20 protein-coding genes and 1 tRNA gene are annotated in these 22,122 nt (G+C 41.8%); 6 read left to right on the top strand and 15 right to left on the bottom strand.

The window, feature by feature from the left end:
* The first annotated feature begins 209 nt into the window (after positions 1 to 209).
* From gpmI to NSP_RS14335, 3 genes are all read left to right on the top strand, one after another.
* Positions 210 to 1,808 carry a 2,3-bisphosphoglycerate-independent phosphoglycerate mutase gene (gpmI, locus tag NSP_RS14345; protein ID WP_006199010.1) on the top strand — a complete coding sequence of 533 codons (1,599 nt, stop codon included), beginning with the start codon at positions 210 to 212 and terminating at the stop codon, positions 1,806 to 1,808.
* Between the two features lie 87 nt (positions 1,809 to 1,895).
* Positions 1,896 to 2,126 carry a preprotein translocase subunit SecG gene (gene secG / locus NSP_RS14340; RefSeq protein ID WP_006199009.1) on the top strand — a complete coding sequence of 77 codons (231 nt, stop codon included), beginning with the start codon at positions 1,896 to 1,898 and terminating at the stop codon, positions 2,124 to 2,126.
* A gap of 59 nt (positions 2,127 to 2,185) precedes the next feature.
* Positions 2,186 to 3,100, top strand: a complete 915-nt coding sequence (locus NSP_RS14335) for a hypothetical protein (RefSeq protein WP_006199007.1) — start codon at positions 2,186 to 2,188, stop codon at positions 3,098 to 3,100.
* Positions 3,101 to 3,151: 51 nt separating this feature from the next.
* On the opposite strand, the gene NSP_RS14330 is transcribed toward NSP_RS14335, so the two are convergent.
* From NSP_RS14330 to deoC, 5 genes are all read right to left on the bottom strand, one after another.
* A complete protein-coding gene (locus NSP_RS14330; RefSeq protein ID WP_006199005.1) occupies positions 3,152 to 4,120 on the bottom strand; it encodes an orange carotenoid protein N-terminal domain-containing protein in 969 nt (322 codons plus the stop codon).
* A 562-nt stretch (positions 4,121 to 4,682) separates the two neighbouring features.
* Positions 4,683 to 5,828, bottom strand: a complete 1,146-nt coding sequence (locus tag NSP_RS14325) for a glycosyltransferase family 4 protein (protein WP_017804171.1) — start codon at positions 5,826 to 5,828, stop codon at positions 4,683 to 4,685.
* Between the two features lie 462 nt (positions 5,829 to 6,290).
* Positions 6,291 to 7,883: an MFS transporter gene (locus tag NSP_RS14320; protein WP_006198990.1), complete on the bottom strand. Its 1,593-nt coding sequence runs from the start codon at positions 7,881 to 7,883 to the stop codon at positions 6,291 to 6,293.
* Positions 7,870 to 8,757: a DNA repair protein RecO gene (gene recO / locus NSP_RS14315; protein WP_006198988.1), complete on the bottom strand. Its 888-nt coding sequence runs from the start codon at positions 8,755 to 8,757 to the stop codon at positions 7,870 to 7,872. Before recO ends, NSP_RS14320 begins: the two co-directional genes overlap by 14 nt.
* Positions 8,758 to 8,859: 102 nt before the next feature.
* Positions 8,860 to 9,534, bottom strand: a complete 675-nt coding sequence (gene deoC, locus NSP_RS14310; protein ID WP_006198987.1) for a deoxyribose-phosphate aldolase — start codon at positions 9,532 to 9,534, stop codon at positions 8,860 to 8,862.
* A gap of 344 nt (positions 9,535 to 9,878) precedes the next feature.
* On the opposite strand from deoC, the gene NSP_RS14305 reads away from it, so the two are divergent.
* Positions 9,879 to 10,754, top strand: coding sequence for a Cfr10I/Bse634I family restriction endonuclease (locus NSP_RS14305; protein WP_006198986.1), 876 nt, complete (start codon positions 9,879 to 9,881; stop codon positions 10,752 to 10,754).
* A 16-nt stretch (positions 10,755 to 10,770) separates the two neighbouring features.
* Here NSP_RS14305 and NSP_RS14300 read toward each other — a convergent pair whose 3' ends face one another.
* From NSP_RS14300 to NSP_RS14270, 7 genes are all read right to left on the bottom strand, one after another.
* Positions 10,771 to 11,973 carry a DNA cytosine methyltransferase gene (locus tag NSP_RS14300; protein WP_006198985.1) on the bottom strand — a complete coding sequence of 401 codons (1,203 nt, stop codon included), beginning with the start codon at positions 11,971 to 11,973 and terminating at the stop codon, positions 10,771 to 10,773.
* A 228-nt stretch (positions 11,974 to 12,201) separates the two neighbouring features.
* Positions 12,202 to 13,644 carry a YcjF family protein gene (locus NSP_RS14295; protein ID WP_006198984.1) on the bottom strand — a complete coding sequence of 481 codons (1,443 nt, stop codon included), beginning with the start codon at positions 13,642 to 13,644 and terminating at the stop codon, positions 12,202 to 12,204.
* A 100-nt stretch (positions 13,645 to 13,744) separates the two neighbouring features.
* Positions 13,745 to 13,821 (bottom strand) — tRNA-Met (locus tag NSP_RS14290).
* 48 nt (positions 13,822 to 13,869) lie between these two features.
* The gene (locus NSP_RS14285) at positions 13,870 to 14,823 is read right to left on the bottom strand and encodes an asparaginase (protein ID WP_042203071.1); all 954 of its coding nucleotides are present in this window, start codon (positions 14,821 to 14,823) and stop codon (positions 13,870 to 13,872) included.
* Positions 14,824 to 14,999: 176 nt separating this feature from the next.
* A complete protein-coding gene (locus NSP_RS14280; RefSeq protein ID WP_017804170.1) occupies positions 15,000 to 15,500 on the bottom strand; it encodes a CGLD27 family protein in 501 nt (166 codons plus the stop codon).
* Entirely contained in the window at positions 15,497 to 15,958 is a 462-nt protein-coding gene (gene rsfS, locus NSP_RS14275) for a ribosome silencing factor (RefSeq protein WP_006198699.1), read from the bottom strand. The genes NSP_RS14280 and rsfS overlap by 4 nt, the downstream gene beginning before the upstream one ends.
* 428 nt (positions 15,959 to 16,386) lie before the next feature.
* Positions 16,387 to 17,658 carry a glycosyltransferase family 4 protein gene (locus NSP_RS14270; protein ID WP_006198698.1) on the bottom strand — a complete coding sequence of 424 codons (1,272 nt, stop codon included), beginning with the start codon at positions 17,656 to 17,658 and terminating at the stop codon, positions 16,387 to 16,389.
* 985 nt (positions 17,659 to 18,643) lie between these two features.
* Here NSP_RS14270 and NSP_RS14265 point away from each other — a divergent pair.
* Positions 18,644 to 19,282 carry a DUF3318 domain-containing protein gene (locus NSP_RS14265; protein WP_006198697.1) on the top strand — a complete coding sequence of 213 codons (639 nt, stop codon included), beginning with the start codon at positions 18,644 to 18,646 and terminating at the stop codon, positions 19,280 to 19,282.
* A gap of 59 nt (positions 19,283 to 19,341) precedes the next feature.
* Here NSP_RS14265 and NSP_RS14260 read toward each other — a convergent pair whose 3' ends face one another.
* The gene (locus NSP_RS14260) at positions 19,342 to 20,139 is read right to left on the bottom strand and encodes a 7-carboxy-7-deazaguanine synthase QueE (RefSeq protein ID WP_006198696.1); all 798 of its coding nucleotides are present in this window, start codon (positions 20,137 to 20,139) and stop codon (positions 19,342 to 19,344) included.
* A 207-nt stretch (positions 20,140 to 20,346) separates the two neighbouring features.
* Between NSP_RS14260 and NSP_RS14255 the strand changes: the two genes are divergently transcribed.
* Positions 20,347 to 21,396 (top strand): anti-sigma factor antagonist, encoded by a 1,050-nt coding sequence (locus NSP_RS14255; RefSeq protein ID WP_006198695.1) that lies wholly within the window; start codon positions 20,347 to 20,349, stop codon positions 21,394 to 21,396.
* 177 nt (positions 21,397 to 21,573) lie between these two features.
* On the opposite strand, the gene NSP_RS14250 is transcribed toward NSP_RS14255, so the two are convergent.
* Complete coding sequence (locus NSP_RS14250) at positions 21,574 to 21,813, bottom strand: Txe/YoeB family addiction module toxin (protein WP_006198694.1); 240 nt, start codon at positions 21,811 to 21,813, stop codon at positions 21,574 to 21,576.
* A complete protein-coding gene (locus tag NSP_RS14245) occupies positions 21,794 to 22,045 on the bottom strand; it encodes a type II toxin-antitoxin system Phd/YefM family antitoxin (RefSeq protein ID WP_006198693.1) in 252 nt (83 codons plus the stop codon). Before NSP_RS14245 ends, NSP_RS14250 begins: the two co-directional genes overlap by 20 nt.
* Positions 22,046 to 22,122 lie beyond the last annotated feature (77 nt).

Here is a 22,122-nt window from a genome sequence, read left to right as displayed (position 1 = left end):
CGTGTTCTCTGTGTCTATGTGGTATGCGCTACGCGCACGCTACGCGAACGTTTATTTGGATAATTTATTTCTTGGAAGTCCCTTAAAAGGCCACTACTAACTATGAAAAAGAATGTAAATAAAATAAGTTAATCAGCATAAATTCACTTGCGCTGATGATTAGCAGTGGTATCATTCGGATATTACAAAAAGTAAAGGGCAATTTTACTATGACCAAAGCACCTGTTGCGCCTGTGGTGCTAGTCATTTTAGACGGGTGGGGCTACTGCGAACAGAAGCGAGGAAACGCAATTGTCGCTGCTAAAACTCCCATAGTGGAAAGCTTATGGACAGCTTACCCGCACACCCTCATTAGCACATCAGGAAAAGCCGTAGGGTTGCCAGAAGGTCAGATGGGCAACTCGGAAGTGGGTCATTTGAACATTGGCGCTGGGCGAGTAGTACCTCAAGAATTGGTACGCATCTCGGATGCCGTGGAAGATGGTTCTATTCTCAAAAACCCCGCACTTGTCAAAATTTGCCAGGAAGTTCGCTCTGGGAATGGCAAGCTGCATCTGGTGGGACTTTGTTCGGAGGGAGGGGTACACTCTCATCTCACCCATCTCTTCGGACTACTTGACTTAGCCAAGGAACAGGAAATTTCACAAGTGTGTATCCACGCCATCACTGATGGTCGTGATACTGCCCCCACTGAGGGTATAAAAGCAATCAAGCTATTGCAGGGTCAGATAGACCAGAAAGGCATTGGGCGCATTGTCACCCTGAGCGGTCGTTATTACGCGATGGATCGAGATCACCGTTGGGATCGGGTAAAACGTGCCTATGACGTGATGACACAAGATACTGCGGTTGATGGTCGTCAGGCGGGGGAAATCTTAGAAGCATCTTATGCTGAAGGTGTGAAGGATGAGTTTATCAATCCAGTCCGCATTGCCCCTGGCGCGATAGAACCAGGGGACGGTGTGATATTCTTTAACTTCCGCCCAGACCGCGCGAGACAGTTGACTCAAGCTTTTGTCAGCCCTCAATTTACAGGCTTTGAAAGAAAGCAAATTCAGCCGTTATCCTTTGCTACCTTTACTCAATACGATTCAGAACTACCAGTAGATGTAGCTTTTGAAGCCCAAAATTTGAGTAATATTTTAGGTGAAGTAATTGCCAATAATGGTTTGCAGCAATTCCGCACGGCTGAAACGGAGAAATACGCCCATGTCACTTATTTCTTTAATGGGGGACTAGAGGAACCTTTGGCTGGGGAAGACCGAGAACTCGTAAGTAGTCCAATGGTAGCAACTTACGACAAAGCCCCTACAATGTCAGCAGAAGCAGTTACAGATGTGGCGATCGCAGCGATCAAAAAGGGTGTGTATACTTTAGTAGTGATTAACTATGCTAACCCAGACATGGTAGGGCATACTGGTCAAATAGAAGCCACAGTGACAGCTATTGAAACAGTAGATCACTGTTTGGGTCGCTTACTCACCAGCATTAGCAAAGCCGGAGGTACAGCCATGATTACTGCTGACCACGGTAACGCTGAGTATATGCTAGATGAAGAAGGTAATCCCTGGACAGCTCACACGACTAATCCCGTCCCCTTCATTTTAGTGGAAGGAGAGGCGATAAAAATCCCTGGACATGGTACAAATGTGGAACTACGCAGCGATGGCAAGTTAGCCGACATTGCACCCACCATACTAGAGATTTTACAGCTGCCGCAACCGTCAGAAATGACAGGGCGATCGCTATTGACACCAGCCGGATATGAAGTGGAACGCACTCGGACTCCCGTGGAAGCTGGTATGTAAACAAGCTTAGGAGTGGAGAGTTTTTTCACTCCTAAGTTTCGACTTTTGATCCCAATTTGAAATTTGTTATAAGAGAGATTCTTAACCATGACAGCTACAACTATTGTGCAAATTGTTTGGGCGGTTTCTGCCTTTGGTGTCATTGTTTTAGTGCTGCTACATAGCCCCAAAGGCGATGGAATTGCCATTGGTGGACAAACCCAATTATTCAGCAGCACCAAGAGTGCAGAAGACACCTTAAACCGAGTTACCTGGGCGCTGACGGTCATCTTTATGGGCTTAACAGTGGTTTTGAGTGCAGGTTGGCTACCTAAGTAAAAATAAGGGCATAGGATAATGGGAAATAAAAATCCGCGTTCCTGATTTCGAGTATGAATATGTCTCACGCAAAGGCGCATTCGGCGAAGCCGTTCCCGAAGGGTAGGCGCAAAGGAACCAAGAAAAAGAAAGGTAATTTTGGCATTTCATACTGTGATTCAGCAACGCCTAAAAATCAATACCCAAAACCTAAAACCCGCCAAAGTTTATATACACGAAGATTACTAGCAGTTCTGTCCTTATTAATTGGTGCAGGACTGCTAGTTATTTTTACTAACCTGCCATCTCATGCTGTAATAGAAAGCACCTCTATCTCCCCATCTTCCCATCCCCTACCGCCCACACTGGCGCAATGGCAAGATGATACAAATAGTGGGGACTACTTTTCCCAAGTGGAAAAAACACAGGTAAGTTATTTAATCTGGTCGCAATTTCCGGTTAAAATCTATGTAGAGATACCACAAGCAGGGAATAAGACCCAGGCTCAAGCATGGTTTAGTAGTGTCTTAGAAACTGTGCAAGAGTGGAGTGCTTATTTACCTTTGGTGGTAGTAGAACAGCCAGATATTGCTGATATTACTATTCTGCGAAAAGCGCCGCCTTTGCAATTTTCCCGTGATGCTAATTTTCTCCGTGCGCGTTCTGCACAAGCTACTTATGAGTTATACAATAGCTATAATATTTTATCGCACCGCTTCACCATTTTATTGAGTCCTACTCAAACAGGTGTATTTCTTAAAGCAGCATCCCGCCACGAACTCGGTCATGCTTTAGGAATTTGGGGACATAGTGATTTACCAACTGATGCTTTATACTTTTCCCAAGTTCGCAACCCACCGCCTATTTCTCCCAGAGATGTGAATACTCTGAAGCGGGTTTATGAACAGCCTACCAATTTAGGATGGTCTGTAAACAAATCCGAAAAACTCAGATCCCCGACTTCTTCAAGAAGTCGGGGATCTTTGGACTTGTAATTTATCTTTTAGAAATATTTTAGTAGGATAGGCAAGTCCTACCCTGTTTGATTAAACGCGACGCAGATTTAACAGTTCTTCAGGAGAAGCCAGCATATCAATAGCTACGAAGAAAATTTTGCCTTCGGGATTAATTAAGAACCGCCAAGCAATATTCATACCCACAGTTACACCGAACCAGGGAGTTTGGACAACACCTGTAATTTTAAGTTGCTTAGAACCATCAGGCTGATCTTCACAGATACCTTGTTTGGGCATCATGTTTAGTCCTTGGGCTTCTTCGCGCATATATTTGGCGATCGCTTCATGCCCTACAATTGGTTTTTGGAATGGTGGTTGTAGCGCACCTTCGGGAGTAAACAGACTAATAGCTTTATCAAAGTTGTCAGCATTCATCGCTTCAATGTAGCTCAGTACAGCAGGTTCTGTAACGCCATCAATTTTGACTGAGGAGATAGATGGAGCAGTACGAGCAAATGCAGGTTCCTCAACGGCTTTGGGATAGCTACTTGGCCCCAAATCAGAAGTATCGAATCCCATGTTTACTACAGTGTTCCGCAGCACTGTAATTTGCTGACCTGGGTCAAGTTTCTTAGTTGCGTCTAGCACTACTTGTACACCAGGAGTCATTTGATAACCACTGGGGATAGGAGCAACTACACCCTGCTTCATCAATTCTCCCAACTCGTACCAGAAAGCCAGCTTGGTATTAACACTGAAGAAGCCATAGGAACGACTAATGGGAGCGTCAGCACGATTAGCAAGATCCCGCATTACTTGGGTTTGCTCTTCAGGAGACATTTTTTTAATTTGGTTGAGCAAACTTTCTGCTAGTTGCAGGCGTGCTGCGCCAGGGGCTGCGGGAGTAATGGTCTTACCCATTTCAGTGTAGGCGTACCAAAGATATGCCAGTTGGTCATCCACACCGAGTTGGTCGAACAAGGCGATGGTAGCGGGAATCGGGCTGGGAACTTGAGTATTAGAGAAGATATTCTGAGCGGACTGAATAGTTAAAGCCATATTCAAAATTAATCAGAGGTTTAGCTGCTATGTAAGAAATTGTAAATTAAATCTTAAATTTTGTAAAGTTATTTAGTTAAAACTTGACATACTCCTGTAAAAGTAACCTCTCGTACAGTATTACAGGCAAAAAAAGACAATAAATCTAGGCGATTAATGAGCGATCGCCTATATGGAGTATATCAATAACTGGTTAGTGAGAATTATTAAGGAATGCCCATAAATAAAATACAGAACCTCACCCCCAACCCCTCTCCTTATAAGAAAGACGCTGAAAAAACCTGAGAAACAGCAACATAGTTGTGTTTTTCGTATTAACAGTTCGGGTAATCAACCTGTATAAAAACCCGATGTTGCCTAACGGCTCTACGCTGCACCTTCTCCCAAAGGGAGAGGCTTCGCCAAGACAATTGAGAATATGGGGTTCTATTCCATAGTTCTAGCTCCTTTCCCCCGAAGATGTATACCTCGCCCCACGGCTACGCCACGCAAACTATCGTGAGTGTAGTTAACTAAGGACTAATGACTAAGGACTAATGACTCCGCGTAGCTGATTGATATTTTACGCTCTGCGACCCAGAGGTACAGGCCACTGTGCTAAAACTTCTTTGTATAATTCTTCTAACTGAGTAATATTTTTACTGAGAGTATAGCGGTCTAATACACGCTGTCTGGCTTTTTGTCCCAGTAAGGTAGTTAACTCAGGATGGTCTTGAAATAATGGTAACAGGGTTCTTAATTGCGATCGCGCCGTCTTAGTCTTCAATACTACACCCGCACCTTGCTCTAACACTTCACCATCGGCACCCACATCTGTAGCTAAACAAGCTATTCCACAAGACATGGCTTCTAACAAAGACAAAGACAAACCCTCAACCAACGAAGGCAAAATAAATACATCTGCACCCCGTAAAATTTCGATGCGGCGCTGTTCGTCTGCCACAAATCCCAACCAAATAATGCCAGATTCTGAACCATAAAATGGTTCCAAAGAAGACTTCAAAGAACCATCACCCACAATCAGCAGCTTACTACCAGCCCCCATCTGTGATTGCTTCCAAGCCCGCAGAAGAGATTCTACGTTTTTTTCTGGGGCGATGCGACCTTGATAAACAAACAAACGTTCGGCTTTGAATTCCGCTTTGACTGTAGACTCTCCCGGAGAAAACTTGGTAGTATCCACTCCATTGGGAATCACAGCAATTTTCTGCTTCTTCACACCCAGACTTGCTAATAAATCGCGCTGAATTTGGGAAAACACAATTACGCGATCGTAGTTCCCCAAACAAGGCGCGTAAAGTTGATAAGCTAACATCTGTGTTCCCGATACAAATTTTGCCCCTTTCCCCGCAAATGCTGTGTGAAAAGTGGCAATCAGAGGCAAATTCAATTGCTCGCAGATTTCCGGTAGCATAAAGTCCAGGGGCGATAAACTCAGAGAAGCATGGACTATATCCGGCTTAATTTTCCGTAGCGAATCAGTTAATACCTTAGTCGCTTTAAAACTGGGAATTGTGTAAACCTGTGATTTATAAATGAAGGGTAAGGAAACTTCTTGAAAATTTGGCCAATTGTCAGTTTCAGATTCTTCTTGGGCGAAGTGGAGAAAACTAACTTCGTGTTCCCGGTGCAAGGCATTTGTAACTTCTCGACTGTAGGTGACGTTACCACAAAAGGGTGATTTCTTTCCAATCCAGGCTATACGCATTCTTTGTTAGCTATTTTGAAAATCGGGTTTGTTACATCAATTTTTTAGTTGCTTGTCTTTTATCCTGTGGCAATTTTTGGCTGTTTAGGTTGTATATATAGCAGGGGAGTGGTCCGTGGTCCGTGGTCCGTGGGGTAAAAGCCTTTCGTTGTCTAACTTTTATGTTCAGTTTATGTCCTAACGTCCTTGGCGGTTGTATATAACTCCACACTACCCCAGTCAATAAGCCAAGCTTTATTACTATTAAACCAGTGCATTGCCGAATTTAACCTATAAATATTAAGATTAAGTTGTGAATAACTATATTTTAATAAAGAGTTGGTCTTGCTAATATCAAATTGATACTCAGCAAGTCTATGATTGATTTTTGCTGGATTTAGTTTAGCACAAAAGCACAATTTTTCATTAAATTGCTGTTGCTAGGAATGTATTGAATTATATCTCCTTTAAGTCTGATCACTACTAATGGGAATTATACAAAGTTAATATACCTCCTGAGAACACAGTCACAGCTAATACTAAGAAAACAGCTTGTAATCCTACAAAGGTTTCCGCTACGCCTGCTAATGCCAAGGGTAGAGTTAAAGCAATATTAATCACATTATTTTGCAGACCAAAGACCTTACCCCGCATTTCTGGAGGGGTTTCTGTTTGAATAGCGGTTTGCATAGGGATACCGACTAGCGCCCCAAACACACCCAACAAGGCTATCAACAGCAGTATAATCCAGAGTTGTGTGGTGAATATCGACAGACCAATTAGACATCCTGCCATACCTAAGCAACCGCACAGACTAAGTTCAGAGTAGGAGAAGCGCTGACCAAACTGACCGAGAATTGTCGCCCCAGCTGCCATACCAATCCCACCAAATGCTAGTAAAAAACCAAACTGAGATGCTTTTAAATTGGGAATGATTTCTGCCATCCGCACAGCTAGAACAGTTAAAGCCGCAAACACAGAAAACAAAATAGTCAGTTGTAGTAAGGCATTGCGGACACGAGAATTAGCTTTGAGGTAAGAGAAACCATCGCGCAAGTCAGAGAAGACGTGAGGAAATTCAGTGTCCGGGTGGTGGGGTATTTCTTTAGTCGCCAACAGCAGTAAAATGAATCCAGCGATCGCATAACTACCACCCACCAAAAGTTCCTTACCTAAGCCATCATTACCACCAATCTGTAGCCAAAGTGTATCAGCGATCGCTAACAGTGGTTCCCCAATCGCAAACCCCACAATCACCGAAGCCATCATGGTTGTTGTGTACAGAGAATTAGCCGACAGTAAATGCTGTTCTTCCACCACCAAAGGAATTGCTGTTTGTTCAGCTGGGGCAAAAAACTGAGTCAGAGTAGAGACTAAAAAAGTCACACCCAGAATAATGGCAAAACCCACAGGTAACATCCCAATAGGTTGCCAATCATTAGTTAACCACAGCAAAAACGGAATTGACAAAACCAGGATACCGCGCCAAGCATTAGTTGTGACTAGTACAGTTTTTTTCGACCAGCGATCCACAAACACACCAGCCACAGAACCAAACAGTACAGCCGGAATCGTAAAAGCCATCATTAGAGCTGATACCCAACCGCTAATGCTTTGATCACTTCCTTGAAACTGAGTATTAATCAAGCCAATCATCAGCACCAAATATACTTTATCTGCCATCTGGCAGAAAACTTGACCACCCCAAAGAGCCAGAAAATTAGGATTTCTTAATACAGGTAAAAATCCCTGCTCTCCCCCATTTTCTGATTCTGTGTCACCATTGACACCAGACTCATCTAATTGTGCTGATTCTGTTTCCGAAGCAGTGGCTACAGACAAACTGCGTCCATTACCGTTGCTCCCGGTTTCAGATTCTGGGGAAACCTCAGTTTTTGGGCTTGAAGATGTATTTGTTTGAACATTTTCACAAACATCTTGTGTCTGTTCTGGACAATTTGTAGACTTAGGAACAGCACTCAAGTGATTCTTGACTGTAGGATCTGATGCCCTATTCTGTTTTTTGGTGTTTGGTGATAAAGGTAGGATTTTTCTATCCAAATCAGACGGTTGCATCATGGTTAGCGGCAAAATAAGAGTCAATCAAGGTAGCAGAAAGAATTGGGCGACCTAAATGATATTGAGCATACTGGCGCAAAATCTTCTCAACAGATAACCAGCCATAATTTTTGGCAGCATCCATTCGCATTATCTCTGGTTGTGACAGATTTTGGAGCATGGTTAGTTCTGTAGCATCCAAGCGACAAGAAATTACTGGTATATCTTGGTGATGAACAACTGTTTGGTAAGCTAGGTTTCGGTCATCGGCTGATGGAGCCAGACGGGGCTGAACTCTATCTTTACGCAAATTTTCCCAAGCCTGTAAACAGACTGTACCACCGGCGGTAACACTAAATCCCACGCGCCAATTAGGGTTGGTAAAGTCTGGTCTTAAAATCTTCTGAGTTAAGCAACAGACTTGTACTTGAGGTGACAACCCTGCTAGAGCAAAAAAATGAAACACTCCCTGAGCTAATTGAGCATAAATAGCAGATGTATCAGTTTTGGGAAGTAATTCCAATTGATGAAGATATTCATTGAGTAACTGATAAAGTTCCTCTTGGGGTTGTTCACTCAAAGCTTGACACAGCACTATTTCGGCTAAATACTGACCAGCAGCAAGCTTCCCCAAATCTTTAGCCAAATCTGGATAAGTTTTGACAGTTTGTGCTTGTGTAATTCTATCGAGCGATCGCCCTTTGGCAATCAGTAATTCATTCACCACAAACATCCCACTCCTACCACCCAGGCTAGAGTTTTGTTTGCGCGCCCCTGGTGCAACTGCTTGAATCAAACCGAACTCCCGTGTCAAAATTGTGACTATCCTGTCTGATTCTCCCAGCACTTGGGCTTTGAGATTAATTCCAGTGGCTTTATAGGTTTTACTCATTAGTCATTAGTCATTAGTCATTAGTCATTAGTCATTAGTCATTAGTCATTGGCTATTCTTTAAGGAAAAACAACCCACGACTAAAGACGAAAAAAGCCATGACTATTCACCCTTATTCAGGTTATCGCGCTGGCGGAGCAAATCAATACTCCGAGACGTACCTAATCTAGTAGCACCGGCTAGGATTAGCTCTATAGCTTCATTGTAGGTGCGAATACCACCAGAAGCTTTAATTCCCAAGCTGTCTTTAGTAATTTCCTTCAACAGCCGCACATCCGCCAAAGTAGCACCACCATTCCAACCTGTACTGGTTTTTAAGAAAGCCGCCCCAGCTTCCATAGATACTTCCGCAGCCAACTTTTTTTCAGCATCAGTCAGTAGGTTAGTTTCCAGAATCACCTTGACAGTTTGCCCAGTTTCTTCACAAATTTCCGCAATTTCGCGATGAACAGCTTCAGTTTTGCCCGCCTTTAACCAACCTAAGTTAATTACCACATCTAGCTCAGTCGCTCCATTTTCCGCAGCTTCCTGAGCCTCATAGAGCTTAACGGCTGAAGTTGTCGCCCCCATAGGAAAGCCGATGACTGTACAAACTTGAGGCTTTCTACCGTGGAGGAGTTCTGCTGCTTGCTTCACATAGGAGGGATGAAGACAAACCGCCGCAAAATTAAATCTGTCTGCTTCTGCACACCATTGCTCAACCTGCTCTGGAGTAGCCGTCGGCATCAGCAGAGAATGATCGATAAATGGCGCAATATCAATATAGTCTGCTGCCATCGTGTGTTTTACCAGTAATTGATTCTTAAAGTTTATAAAAAATTAAGACATTTCTTAATACATATATTAAAACACATATCTTCTGGGTTGAACCTCAAAATAACCTGCTGACATGGTTTTCCCTGCCAACGTATAAATATTTGTCAGGAATATAAATTTAACACCCCGCCCGTCAAACTCTCCCCTCTCCTTAGCAAGGAGAGGGGCTGGGGGTGAGGTTCTATATTTTATTAAATCACCATTGCTAAGTATTAAACTTGACATTAGACAGTTGTCAGGTTAGGAAGGTGAACATCTTTGTCTGACAAAATTCCCCTTTTAGCCTGATCAGGAAAAATAATAAAATGTTTAATAATACAGAATGGTTGACAGAAAATTCAAATGGTAAATTTCGTATTAATAGCAGAGCTATCTACAGAGATTTATCTTCTAAGATAGTGAATAAACTAGATCAAAACCTATCTGTTAGTGAAATTTTAGACTGGATGAGAAACGAAACAAGTAAAGCTTTTAGAGAAAAGTATTCGCAAAATCCTCAAGTTGGCGCTCTCAACAAGGCGACAGGAGGATGGAATGAGTTAATGGCAACTAGCTTGCTGTCTGAGATTGTCTTAAATATTAATCAGGAAAATGAAGTGTGCATTGCTGTCTTTTCCATGCCAAATTCAAGACCACAAATAGAAGGAGTAGATCAATCATATTCAAGTTTTTTAAATTTATTCAAAAATGAATATTTTGCCAATATAAATAATGCTTCAGCAAAAATTAAACCTTTTAAAGATAATATTTTTATGCCTAGCCCCGACGATATTATTGCTGTGATTGAAGATGAAAAAAATTCAAAAATTGTAAACTCACTTTTAGAACAACAAGCAAGAGATCCAGATACTTTGGCACTGTACAATTCTTTTAAAGGAAAGCTAGGTATAAAAGAAGTCAAGGCAGCAATTTCTCTAAAAACTTCAAACCGTCCAGATCGTCGCTATCAGCCTTTGTTTGAGGCAGCTATGGTTAAAGCAATGGGGTATGTATTGCAGCAAATTTGGAAATATTTTATGGTTGTCAGCGAGTTAACTCCAGCTGATAGAACTATATTTAGTACAGCAATTGCTCCTCATGGTGTTGCACTTGAAAAAAATTTAAAGCTAGTGGATGGAACATATTTATATTCTAGAAAAGCAGATTTATTACCATTAGTAAACGATGCTATTAAAAAATAGACCCTATTCCGATAATTTAACTAAACTTTAATGATAAAGGCAACTCTAATTGATTATTCAATCTCTCTAGAGAATGCCAATTTTTAGTTATTAAAAAATCGAGAATAGTTTGAGCTAAAGCCTTTGATGCCAAATAAGGTACACCATTCCCAATAGTTTTAAACATATTAGTGAGTGACATATCCTCTGGAAGTGCAAAATTTGCAGGTAAAGATTGAATAGCTAAAGCTTCTGCTACAGAAATCCGCCGGACTTTGTAGGGATGTAAATGTACTTCATTATTACCATAGCAAGCTGTCGGTGAATAACGCCATCTGTGCAGACGTTTAAAAGATTTCTTAGAAACATCTCCTTCATCAACAGCCGCAAATCTGACAATACCTGCCCTTGGTTTAAAATAATGTTGAGTATTGGGATGACGCAAAACATGATTGTTTCTAAACCAGTATTCAACGGTTAATTCTTGAGGTATGTTTTCAGGACAAGATATTATAGAATTTTCTTTGAATATTTCGCACTTTTGCCAAGGATAATTAAAAACCTGTTTTTGAGGATATAAAACCTGGCTTTCCCAAGGAAATGCCCCTTCTGGTAGTAAATTATCACTACTGAGTTCTATTCCCATATTATTGATTAAATTATTTCTAAAACCCACAAGAATAATTCTTTCTCTATCCTGGGGTACACCGTATTCAATAGCATTAATTAACCTTTCTGTTAATATATAACCAGCTTGGCTTAATTTCTGCTTTAATGATTCAAAGAATAAACGGTGTTTTGTCGTCCGCCACAAACCTTTTACATTCTCGAATAAAAAGAAGTCTGGCAGATTTTGACAAATTAATTCTACATAGTCAGCCGAAAGTTTCCCATTATCTCCTAATTTTCCTTTATTTTTTCCCCCAACCGAAAAGTCAGGACAGGGGGGACCACCAATAAAGCCAATTATATGATCAGACTTGCGGCAGTCTTTGACTAATTCATGGAGGCGTTGTCCTTCTGTACCTGTAATGAGTTTGCTTACGTCTGCGGCTTCCCCTTCGTGATATCCATACTCTGGCTGTGGGAGTTTAAGGATTTCCCGTGAATAGCGATATGCTTTCATAAATGGTTTAAATATTTCATTGACGTAGACAATATTAAAACCGCTATTTTCAAAGCCTAAATCGAGAAAACCTGAGCCAGAAAAAAAGGAAAAAATACAAGGGGAAATACTCATTAAAAAATTTAATATATTAGGAATATATAACTTAAATTATATAGGACATTTACAATTAATAATTGCAGGAGATAAGGGCAGGCAAGATGCCCACCCCACAAAATTTATAATATTAAGATGTTTACTTTATTCACTTGCACAGTGCTGTAAAACTTTCTAACGATTATTCTCACGCAAAGCCGCTAAAACGCTCAGAAAAACTTTGCGCCTTTGCGCCTTTGCGTTAAATTATCCTACAGTTTCAGGCTGTGGTTGTGGCGATAAACGCTTGACACCTTGCTGAACAAAGGCTGACAAAAAACCCATCTGCTGGTTTTGCTGGAAGACGTTTTGCACAGTTTGGCGCAATTTGTCTAAATTCAAGGCGTTTCCTGAATCTAGGGCTATTTCTTGCTGTGCAAAATATTCCACTAAGCTTAACCCGGCTACTCTGGTAAGATAAGCTGCACTGACACCCTGGACTACACCACCAGCAACGAAGGTGACAGCGTTAGTTTTGAGAACTATACTTACAGCTTTTGTGGAAAGTTCTACTAAACCTAGTTTCAGCATCAAACTTCCCATGGTTCCAGCTACGGTTTGCGCTTGTTCCCAAGAAAACTTCTGCTGATAGATATTACCTAAATCCATCACCATCTGAGCATTAATTGCCGCAGTAGCGAGAATATCCAACGCTGGGACTGGGTTAGCAAAGGCAGCAGCCGCAGTTATCCATTGATATTGTTCAATAATTGGGGTGGCGCGATCGCATCTAGTTTCATTTAGCCACTTTTTCGCTTCAACTTTCAACAACTTGGCTGTTCTCAAAGTGGTTTTCCACACCAATTGTTGTCTTTGCTGTGTCAGCGCTTCACTCAATTGCTGTGTTAACTGCTGGATATCTGGCTTTGGTTGTTCCATCCACTCTTCCACAGTACCATCAGCTTCATGCTTCCTGACTTTAATCGCAATGGGAGAAGCCGCCGTTGCAACTACATTTTCCGCCATTCGCTGTTTTAATGACAGCAAAATACTAGCACGTTCATCTGCTAAATACTGATCTTGTTTATTGAAAACTAGAATAGCAGGTTGATTTGCGGCTTTTAACTGCTGTAAACTTTGAAATTCTGAGTCTGTCAAATCACCGTTGGTTAGGAACAGCACAAAATCAGATTGTTGAATTTCTGCTAAAACAGCTGCATCTGAATTGTCACCGGCTTCTCTAAACAAAGGTGGAGTTTCCCAGAAACTTACCTTTTGCTGTGTTGCTTCCCAACTGTTAGACTCCAGCACTTGAATTAAAGTGCTTTTACCCACAGATTTACCACCTGTAACAGCTACTTTAATTTCTTGTCTGTCTAATTCGGGCAGCAATTGGGCAACTTTTGCTCGTAATGTCTCTAAGGCTATGTGGTTTTCTGCTTCTATTGCCAGTTGGTTAATTACGGTTTGTGTTGTAGCGATCGCACTTTCGGCCATTGCCCGATCTACAACCATACCATCTAGCGACTCTAAACTATTTTTTGGGCGATTTTTCTGGAATAACCACAAACCACCACCCACAGCTAAAGCACCAACTAAACCAAACTCACTCAGCTGCACTATAGAATCATGCCAGCTTTGTAATATCCACAGGGAAAAGGATAGTCCCAATCCTCCCACTAAAATCGGTCGCTGCAACTTCACAACCATGATTCTCCGAGCTTTTTGTCAAGTTTCTCTTTCAGAATAGATCAAAATAAAACAAAACCCCGAACTTTTAACAGTTTAGGGTTTTGCTTTATCTTTTATTTGGTGGCGGGAAGTGGATTTGAACCACTGACCTTCGGGTTATGAGCCCGACGAGCTACCAGACTGCTCTATCCCGCGTCGCCTCTTGACTTCTATAGTATAACCACAAAGTCTCGGATTTGGCAACTATAAAAAAGATAATTCTCCAATTACTTCTAAACGCTTGTATTTTCCTATAGACATAAACTTCTCACAGAGGCTGTCGGCGGCACTGGGACTGATCCAACCCATCTGCTGAAGTAAGTGGATGGCCACGGCATATTTTGCACGTTTGGCTCCATCCATGACTTTAATCGTTAATCCCATACCTTCACCCAGTCGCCCAATACATTGCACTCCTTCAGCACCGGATTTACTTACCAGTTCCCCTGGAGCTAAACGCATCAGTTCTGTGTCAAATTCGCCAACTCCTGCCACCATAGCGGCATGATGAGTCATAGCGCGGACAATTCGCTCCATATCAACATTGCTACTAGAGGCTAATAGCGCATACAAAGATGCCATTTGACTGATTTGCATCAGATAGGTGGGTGCGCCGCAGTCGTCGTGAGCGCTGAGAAACTCCTCGGCTGGCATTCGCAACAATTCTGCGACTTTGCCCAAAATTAACTGCTGTACTGGGTGTTTGCGTTCCAAGTAGTTATTTAAAGGCCAATGTCGTTGTTGACAAACAGCTAACATTCCGGCGTGTTTACCGGAGCAATTATATTCCAGGGGGCTTTTTTTACCTTCAGGAATCGGACATTGGAGTGCTGTCGGGTCAAGGTCGGCCCGCCAAATAATATTAAATACCTGTCTGACCTGTTCGATTGTGCCTTTGTGGGAACTGCTAATAATGGCTAAATCGCGATCGCTCAAATTATAGCGTTCCAGCGTGCCTGTGGTGGTGACTGCGAGTGCCTGAAATGGTTTGAGTGCTGAACGGACAAATGCAGTAGTTTCAGAGTTGCCGGCAACGGATAGAACCCGTCCCCGTTCGTCGCAAACAACAGCCTCGACTATATGCCTCGATTCAGTAATCCCTTCCCGCAGTAGCCGGACTTCTAGGGGTTTGGCTTGAGTTCGTTTTCCCATTGTCATGGGTTAATATTTATCACCTTTTTTATGAATTAGTACAGCACGGCGGCTATAAAACAACCGTGCAGAACCGCAATCGGGCCGAAAACACAAATTTTTTGAGTTTTGACGGACGCGGTAGCGGTATGATTTCCTCTTGATTGGTGATTAGTCGTTGATTACTAAACACCAATGAGGATTTATGACAATTGCCAAACTATAGTACCAATAAGAAACATTCCCGCCAAGGCAGCAGAGGTAAATTTTAACCTCTGGAGAATCGGTTTGATTTCGTATGACACAATTAGGCGATCGCGCATGATCACTTCCTCCGGCTTCGTCCAAGTTTGGCCGTCGTACCAACCTGACTCTTCATAAAATACGGTCGGATTGTAGAGGCGATCGCGTACATAGAGCCAGCCCAAGAACAACCGCACTAGTACCAAAATCACCCCTACACTCGCTCCAGCCGCACCACAGAGGATGAAATGGGCAAGTTGCTTATGTGGGGGGAAGCTAGCTGCTGCTATTGGCCCGGCTACCAGCCACGATAAACTCCAAATCCAAAGTATTTTCGTGATGTAGTCGCGCCAATTTAAGATGCAATCACAAAAGAGCCAAGACGTTTTTAACTCTTCGTATTCATTGAGCGGTTGTTGCTCTGTTGGAACTGGACAATGGTCAACCGAAGGCCTAATCATTGTGGCTTACCCCCGCCCTCATCAGAATTTGCCAGCGAAATGCGTTCTGCATGAACCCAGAATGCTTCTAAATTATAAAATTCTCTCTCTGTGGGCATCATGATGTGAACAATCACTTCGCCGTAATCTAGCAGCACCCAACTACTATCAGCTTTGCCTTCTGTTTGCAAAGGTCGTCGTTGCCAATCAGTTTGTACCTTAGCTTCAATTGATTCAGCGATCGCCCTGACTTGTACTCTAGAGTAGCCGGTCATGATCACAAAATAGTCTGCCAGATAAGATACCTCTGCTACCCTAAGAACTAAAATATCATCCGCTTTGCGGTCTAAAGCTGCTTCGGCGACAGTCAAAGCTAAATTATCACTCACCTCTTTGGTTTGAGCCTCTAATCCTCTGGGTGCATTCTTGATCTTTGAGACAGACTGTAATGGGAAATTTCCTTGGAAATAATCAGACATTAAACCTCAGGTGTTTTATCCCTTGTGTTACAATTTTCTCCAACCACTGACTTCCAAACAAAAAAATTGAATCGCAAGTGTATGTGTTGGTTTTTTTGAATACTAACAAAAAAACAGGTGTCTATGGGGTTGAATCAAAAGTAATAGCGAGTCTATCTTGTGCTGAAAAAAATCAAGCAATGACTTTCTAGCCAAGATTCTAGGTAATCATCTTCATCTAGCCAAGCAGGCTCATCCTCAATATTTATATATAATTCTAGGCATTTCTCTACAGACGGGCAGAAGCCAAACAACAGCAAAGACAGCGAGGGAGCAGGGTAGAACAAATGTTAGGTAGGGGTTGAGGAACAAATTGGAGCAGTGGAACCAAGTATGTTTTAATTTTTGGCAAAAATCAGCGTAGCGGCATTTTTACACGCACTCAATTGTCATACTTCCTGCTTTCTGACTACTTGAGACTCAATTCCTGGACTATTGGCGATTACTGAGTAAAATAAATCTTCATATTGATTTAAGGCTTGCTCAAAGGCATATTGTTCCATAGCATATTGACGACTGTTAACACCTAATTCTTTAACTTTTTCCGGGTGCTTGTACAAGTCTAAAATTGCTGTTGCTAAAGCCTTGGGGTCTTCTGGTGGTACAATTACTCCCCCACCACTTTGTCTAACAGCTTTTGCAGCTGTGCCACTTTCGGGTACAGATGCCACCAATGCCCGACCACTGGCCAGTAGCAATTGAATTTTCGATGGCATATTGAAAGACACCACATTTTGCTTCTGCACTATCAAACCAACATCGGCAGCTGCTAACATTTGTGGTAACTGTTTGCGGGGTTGAAGCGGTAGCAGCAAAACGTTATCTGCACCGCACTTTAAACAATACTTTTGTAATCGCTGCAATCCTTTAGACTCACCCACAATCACAAAGGCGATATCTTGAATGTGACGCAACCCAGAAGCCGCTTTAATCACAGTTTCTAAACCTTGTGTCAGTCCAATATTCCCAGAATATAGCACTACAAATTTGCCATTCAGGTTATGTGCCGCACGAAAAGAATTATTTTTTTGGGACGAGGGGCGAATAAAATTCACATCAACCCAGTTAGGAATTTGCTCGATTTTGTCAGGTGCTACCCCCTTAGAGAGCAAATTTTCGACAAATTCATCCGCAATCACGCTAATTTTTGAGGCTGTGTGATAAGCAAATTGTTCTAATGCAGTAAATACCTTGATCAGTAATTTATTTTTTAGCAGTCCCACATGAATCGCGGCTTCGGGTAAGATATCTTGAAGATTTAACACCACAGGGCAGGCGCGTAACCATCCTAAAAGGGCTGCTGGGACACAAACAGGTAGTGATGGCGAGGTGGAGAGAATTACATCTGGTCGCCAGCCGAACAGAGCAGGTAAAAAGCTTGTCACCACAAAACTAGCATCTAACAATACTCGATCTAACAGATTGGGTTGCGGACGAATCCAGATATAACTGCGTTGGATTTGAACATTATTTTTATATTCATTCAAATACCATTTACCCCGGTAAGCTTCGTAAATTTCACGCTCAGGATAGTTGGGCATAGCAGTGATTACGCGAACTTGATGCCCACGTTTAGACAGTCCTTCTGCTAATTCTGTCATCAGTGGGGCTATGCCAATTGGTTCTGGATAGTAGTTGTAGGAGTAAATTAAAATCCGCATAAAAATTTATTGATAAATCTCCTGGCTTTTGTGGTTCATGAGAATATTTTGAGAGGATGTCTGATTCTCACTTTGATGCTGCTACTTTGATGCTGCTACATTTTATTCTCTCTTCAGAGTTTCTTGAATAACAGGGGTTTTAATTGAAGATTCAGTAAATTTTGTATCAGATACTTAAGTACAATAAATAGTTGTATGTTTTGTTACTTTAAACATTGTATAGATTGTATAGTTTCGCGTTTTGCCTAAGTATTATACCAGGACTTACGCAAAATCATGAAAAAACGAACCACATTCGCGTAGCGTCTCCCCTTGGGAGAAGAACGCGAAGGACACGAAGGAAAGAGGGTTGCAGAGAGTTATTGCGTAAGTCCTATATACTTGTTAATGATGTGTCGAATACATTTGAAGCAATAATTAATAGAAATTTATGAAGAGTATAAAAATCTAGCTTAAACTTTTAGCCTGACTTTTATTGGTATGTTGAACATCAAAAAAAACTTGTAATGAGTGTTTTACTAAGATGAATGCTCTATAAACTTGAGATTTTACAGGTTAATTTTAGATATAGTAAGTATATACGTAGGTACTTAGCTAGGCTTGTATAGATTTACGACTTGAGCAGAAGTATAATAACTGCTGCGGCGAGACTACGGCAGTTTCTATTAATGGTGTATTTTCCTGTGATGCACAATAGATGGCACAGACCTATGAAGATTTTGTAAACTAGATGAATGACATCAAACAAAGCTGCTGCGATCGCGCCACTAAAAGCACCTCATAGGACTATAATCACCGAAGAGGAAAGGTTATTCAGCAACTGGGAGTGTAAAGTAACCAAGTCCCCCCAGCACCCCTGCCTGTTTTCTGACCTTGAGTTTCCAAAAGGAAGTTTTCACCAGGAGTGAGGCGAATCATCACTGAAATAGCTATACTCCAAAGTGATACCCTCACTATATACTGAAGTTTTCTAGGGCTGGATTTTATGACATCCTACGCAACCTCCTTTGCCAAGGCGGAAATGAGTGAACTCCGGCGGTTAAAAGGCTTACTACCGCCCGAATTGCAAAGCTGGGTCACGGTTGAAGGTACGACCGAAGTTAATCCACCGATGATCCGTTGCGAAGAAATTGGTAAAGACCAAGTAGAAATTCAAATTGACTTGGTGAAATGGGATGCGCTGGCAATGGATCAGCGTAATCTGCTGTTCTGGCATGAAGTTGCTCGCATTCAAAATGATACTATTCCCAAAGATGGCTGGGAAATGGCAGCATTGGCTATTGGTTTAGGCGGTGCTGTGGGCGAATTGTGGGTGCAGGATGGATTATTGCTGGTATTAGCTTTGGCACTATGTGGTGTCTCTGGCTGGCGATTGTATCAAAAGAATAATGGGGAAAAGCAAATCAGAGAATTGCTAGTTGCAGACGAGAAAGCGATCGCTCTCGCAACACGCTTTGGTTATAGTCTCCCTAACGCCTACAAGAGTCTGGGTAGTGCGTTAAAAACCATGATTGATAATACACCTAGCAAGCGCCAACGGTCTCGCTACGAAGCACGACTTTCGGCTCTCAAACGCAGTGCCAACAAAGCCAAAGCTAAATCTAAGACTACAGATGAAGCTTGATTGTAGAATGCAGTCAGGAGGTGGGGTGGGAGATACCCACCCCCAACAAGTATTTAATACTACAGTTGATTTAACATTTTGTGAGTTTGAGGTATAACCCGGACTTGTGGGACAAACTGCTTCATTAAAGCTTGCCACATCAAAACTTTTTCTGGAGCAGGTGCTAGTACAGGTGTTTCGGTAAGTTGTTCTGAGGCGGCTAAAGGTGTCACAGGTTGTAAAAATATGGGGATATCTGGGCTAACATCAGCCACCATGGCCGCAGAACGTTCCAACTCGGCTGGATCTGTATTGTCAGAAATAATTATCTTGACAAAAACTTCTAAATGTGTATTGAAACATAATTGTAAAAAGTTTGTATGTTCTGTCCAGAGACTTTCGCCACTCACACTGGGCAGTTTTAAATCCATGCCTACAGAGTCGAGGTAGGGTAAAACCATTGCCAACTGTTCTGGGCGATGTCCGCCTGACTCTAGATATATGGGTAAGTTGGTAAGCGATCGCACTTGGGGCAAAAATTCCTTTAAGAAAGCTGCATGAAGAAGGGGTTCCCCGCCTGTTAAGCTAATGCTATCGTGTAGACAAGGTAGATTTTGCCTTTCAACCCATTGAATTAAAATGGGTAATGAGACAGGATTAGAGTGGATTTCAAAGTCGCGCAATCCAGGCGTAAGCTCTATTCGACAAGTAGCGGGTGCATTCCAAGTGTGGGCGCTATCGCAAAAGTGGCAGCGCAAGTCACATAAAGCAAAGCGAATAAAAAGTTGACGTGTCCCGACATTCAGTCCTTCCCCTTGAATAGCAGAAAAGACCTCAATCAGGCGTGCTGTAGGTTGAACCGTAGTTTTGACAGTCATGGGATAGTAGCAACGCGATCGCGCTGCATCGGCACAAAAGATCAGATGTTTTTTTACTTCTGATTCTATTGTGAATCGTCGCTGGCAATCTCTGCTTCCATCCTGCGTAACTAACTATTAGTGTTTATGCCTACTCATTAACTGTCACCTCAGCACGAGGTTAAGTAAATTCCCAGGATAAAATAATTTTTGGCAGTTTAAATTTATATGGCAACGAAAGTGCAGAGCTTCATGACTAGCCAACCCACACAGGAAGTCTTTCCAGTTACTTCCTTCCAGGAAACTGTAATAGTAAAGGTATCAGCACGGTTAAGCGTGCTTGAGGCAGTAAGCTTTAAGCAAACCTGCCAAGATTTAACTCAAGAAAATACACCTCCCAAGCAAATTATTGTTGATTTTAACCAAACTACTTTTATGGATAGTAGTGGTTTGGGTGCGCTAGTGAGTAATTTCAAAAATGCCCAGAAAAAAGGGGTAGCCTTGACTTTGCGGAATGTCACCCCTCAAGTCATGGCAGTGCTAAACCTGACAGGATTAGATGAAGTTTTTCCTATTGAGTCTAGCAGCGAAAGGTTGCCAAGACAAACCCACACACCCACAGATACCCACAAGAGTAACTTTCGCAAAGTAGAGCAACTACCCACCACTCATCGTTCTGTGGCATCTTGGATGAAACGGGTCATAGATGTTGTGGGCGCAATAGTGGGTTTGGTAATTACAGGATTCTTGTTTATTCCCATTATAGTAGCTATCCAAATGGATGATCCTGGCCCCATTTTCTTTGGTCAAATTCGCTGTGGTTGGATGGGCAAACGGTTTAAAATTTGGAAATTCCGCTCCATGTGTGTAGATGCTGAAGCGAAGAAATGTCAAGTAAAAAATCAAGTCCAAGGTGCATTTTTCAAGAACGAAAAAGATCCCAGAGTGACACGGGTAGGGCGGTTTTTGCGCCGAACCAGCTTGGATGAATTACCGCAATTTTGGAACGTTCTCAAAGGAGATATGAGCTTAGTGGGTACTAGACCACCCACACCTGATGAAGTAGAGCGCTATGAAGTACCGGAATGGCAACGTTTAGATGTTAAACCCGGTATGACTGGAGAATGGCAAGTTAATGGACGATCTACAGTACGCTGTTTTGAGGATGTAATTCGCCTAGATTTAGGATATCAAAAAAATTGGAGTTTATTCTACGATTTGAAATTAATTTGCAAAACTGTAGCAATTCTATTTCATAAAAATAGTGGTGCTGTTTAGTTCATTAGTTTAATTTCTAATTTGTTAGTAAACTGCAGTACAATTTCCTATTTCGCTATGCCCAAGCTTTTTATAAGTTTGGGTATTGCTTTTTTCAGCTTAATTCACGAAGGCATGATTTTGATAACAAAACCACTACCATAAGTATAACATTTATTAGTCAGAATGATATTTACATTACAAAATAATTAATAAATCTTCTTCCACTTTGTAAACTAATCGATGTTCATCTGAAATACGCCTTGACCAGTAACCTTGTAGTTGATATTTCAGGGCTTCTGGCTTACCTATTCCTGAAAAAGCATCTCTTTGTATATCTTTAATTAGTGCCAATATTTTTTTAAAAGTTTTTTTATCTTCTGTAGCCCATTCACCTAGTTGTTCAAAGGCTTCTGGTTCAAATGCCACCTTTTTCATATTCGTCTAAATCAACATATATTAAATTTCCTTTTTCTACATTCTCTAAAGCTTTAAGTAAATGTGTTTTGTTAGCTTCTGATTTCATCAGATAGGTAGTTTCATCTTCTTCAGTGGGTTGTTCAAATAGCACAATGACTTCTACAACTGTTCCTTCTGGTAGTTCGGTGGTAGACAGTTCAATTTTGCCATCTTTACCGACAACAGCCTTTTGTTTAATTCCACTAAGCATAATTATTCTGAATTTTCATTTTTTCTGTAATTTAACTATATCTGATTGGTCTAATGTTTGAGCGATGCCTTTGTCTC

The organism is Nodularia spumigena CCY9414 (assembly GCF_000340565.2).
Taxonomy (GTDB): Bacteria; Cyanobacteriota; Cyanobacteriia; order Cyanobacteriales; family Nostocaceae; genus Nodularia; species Nodularia spumigena.
Note: the sequence above shows the minus strand (reverse complement) of the source record. Positions and strands in the feature narration are given on the sequence as shown.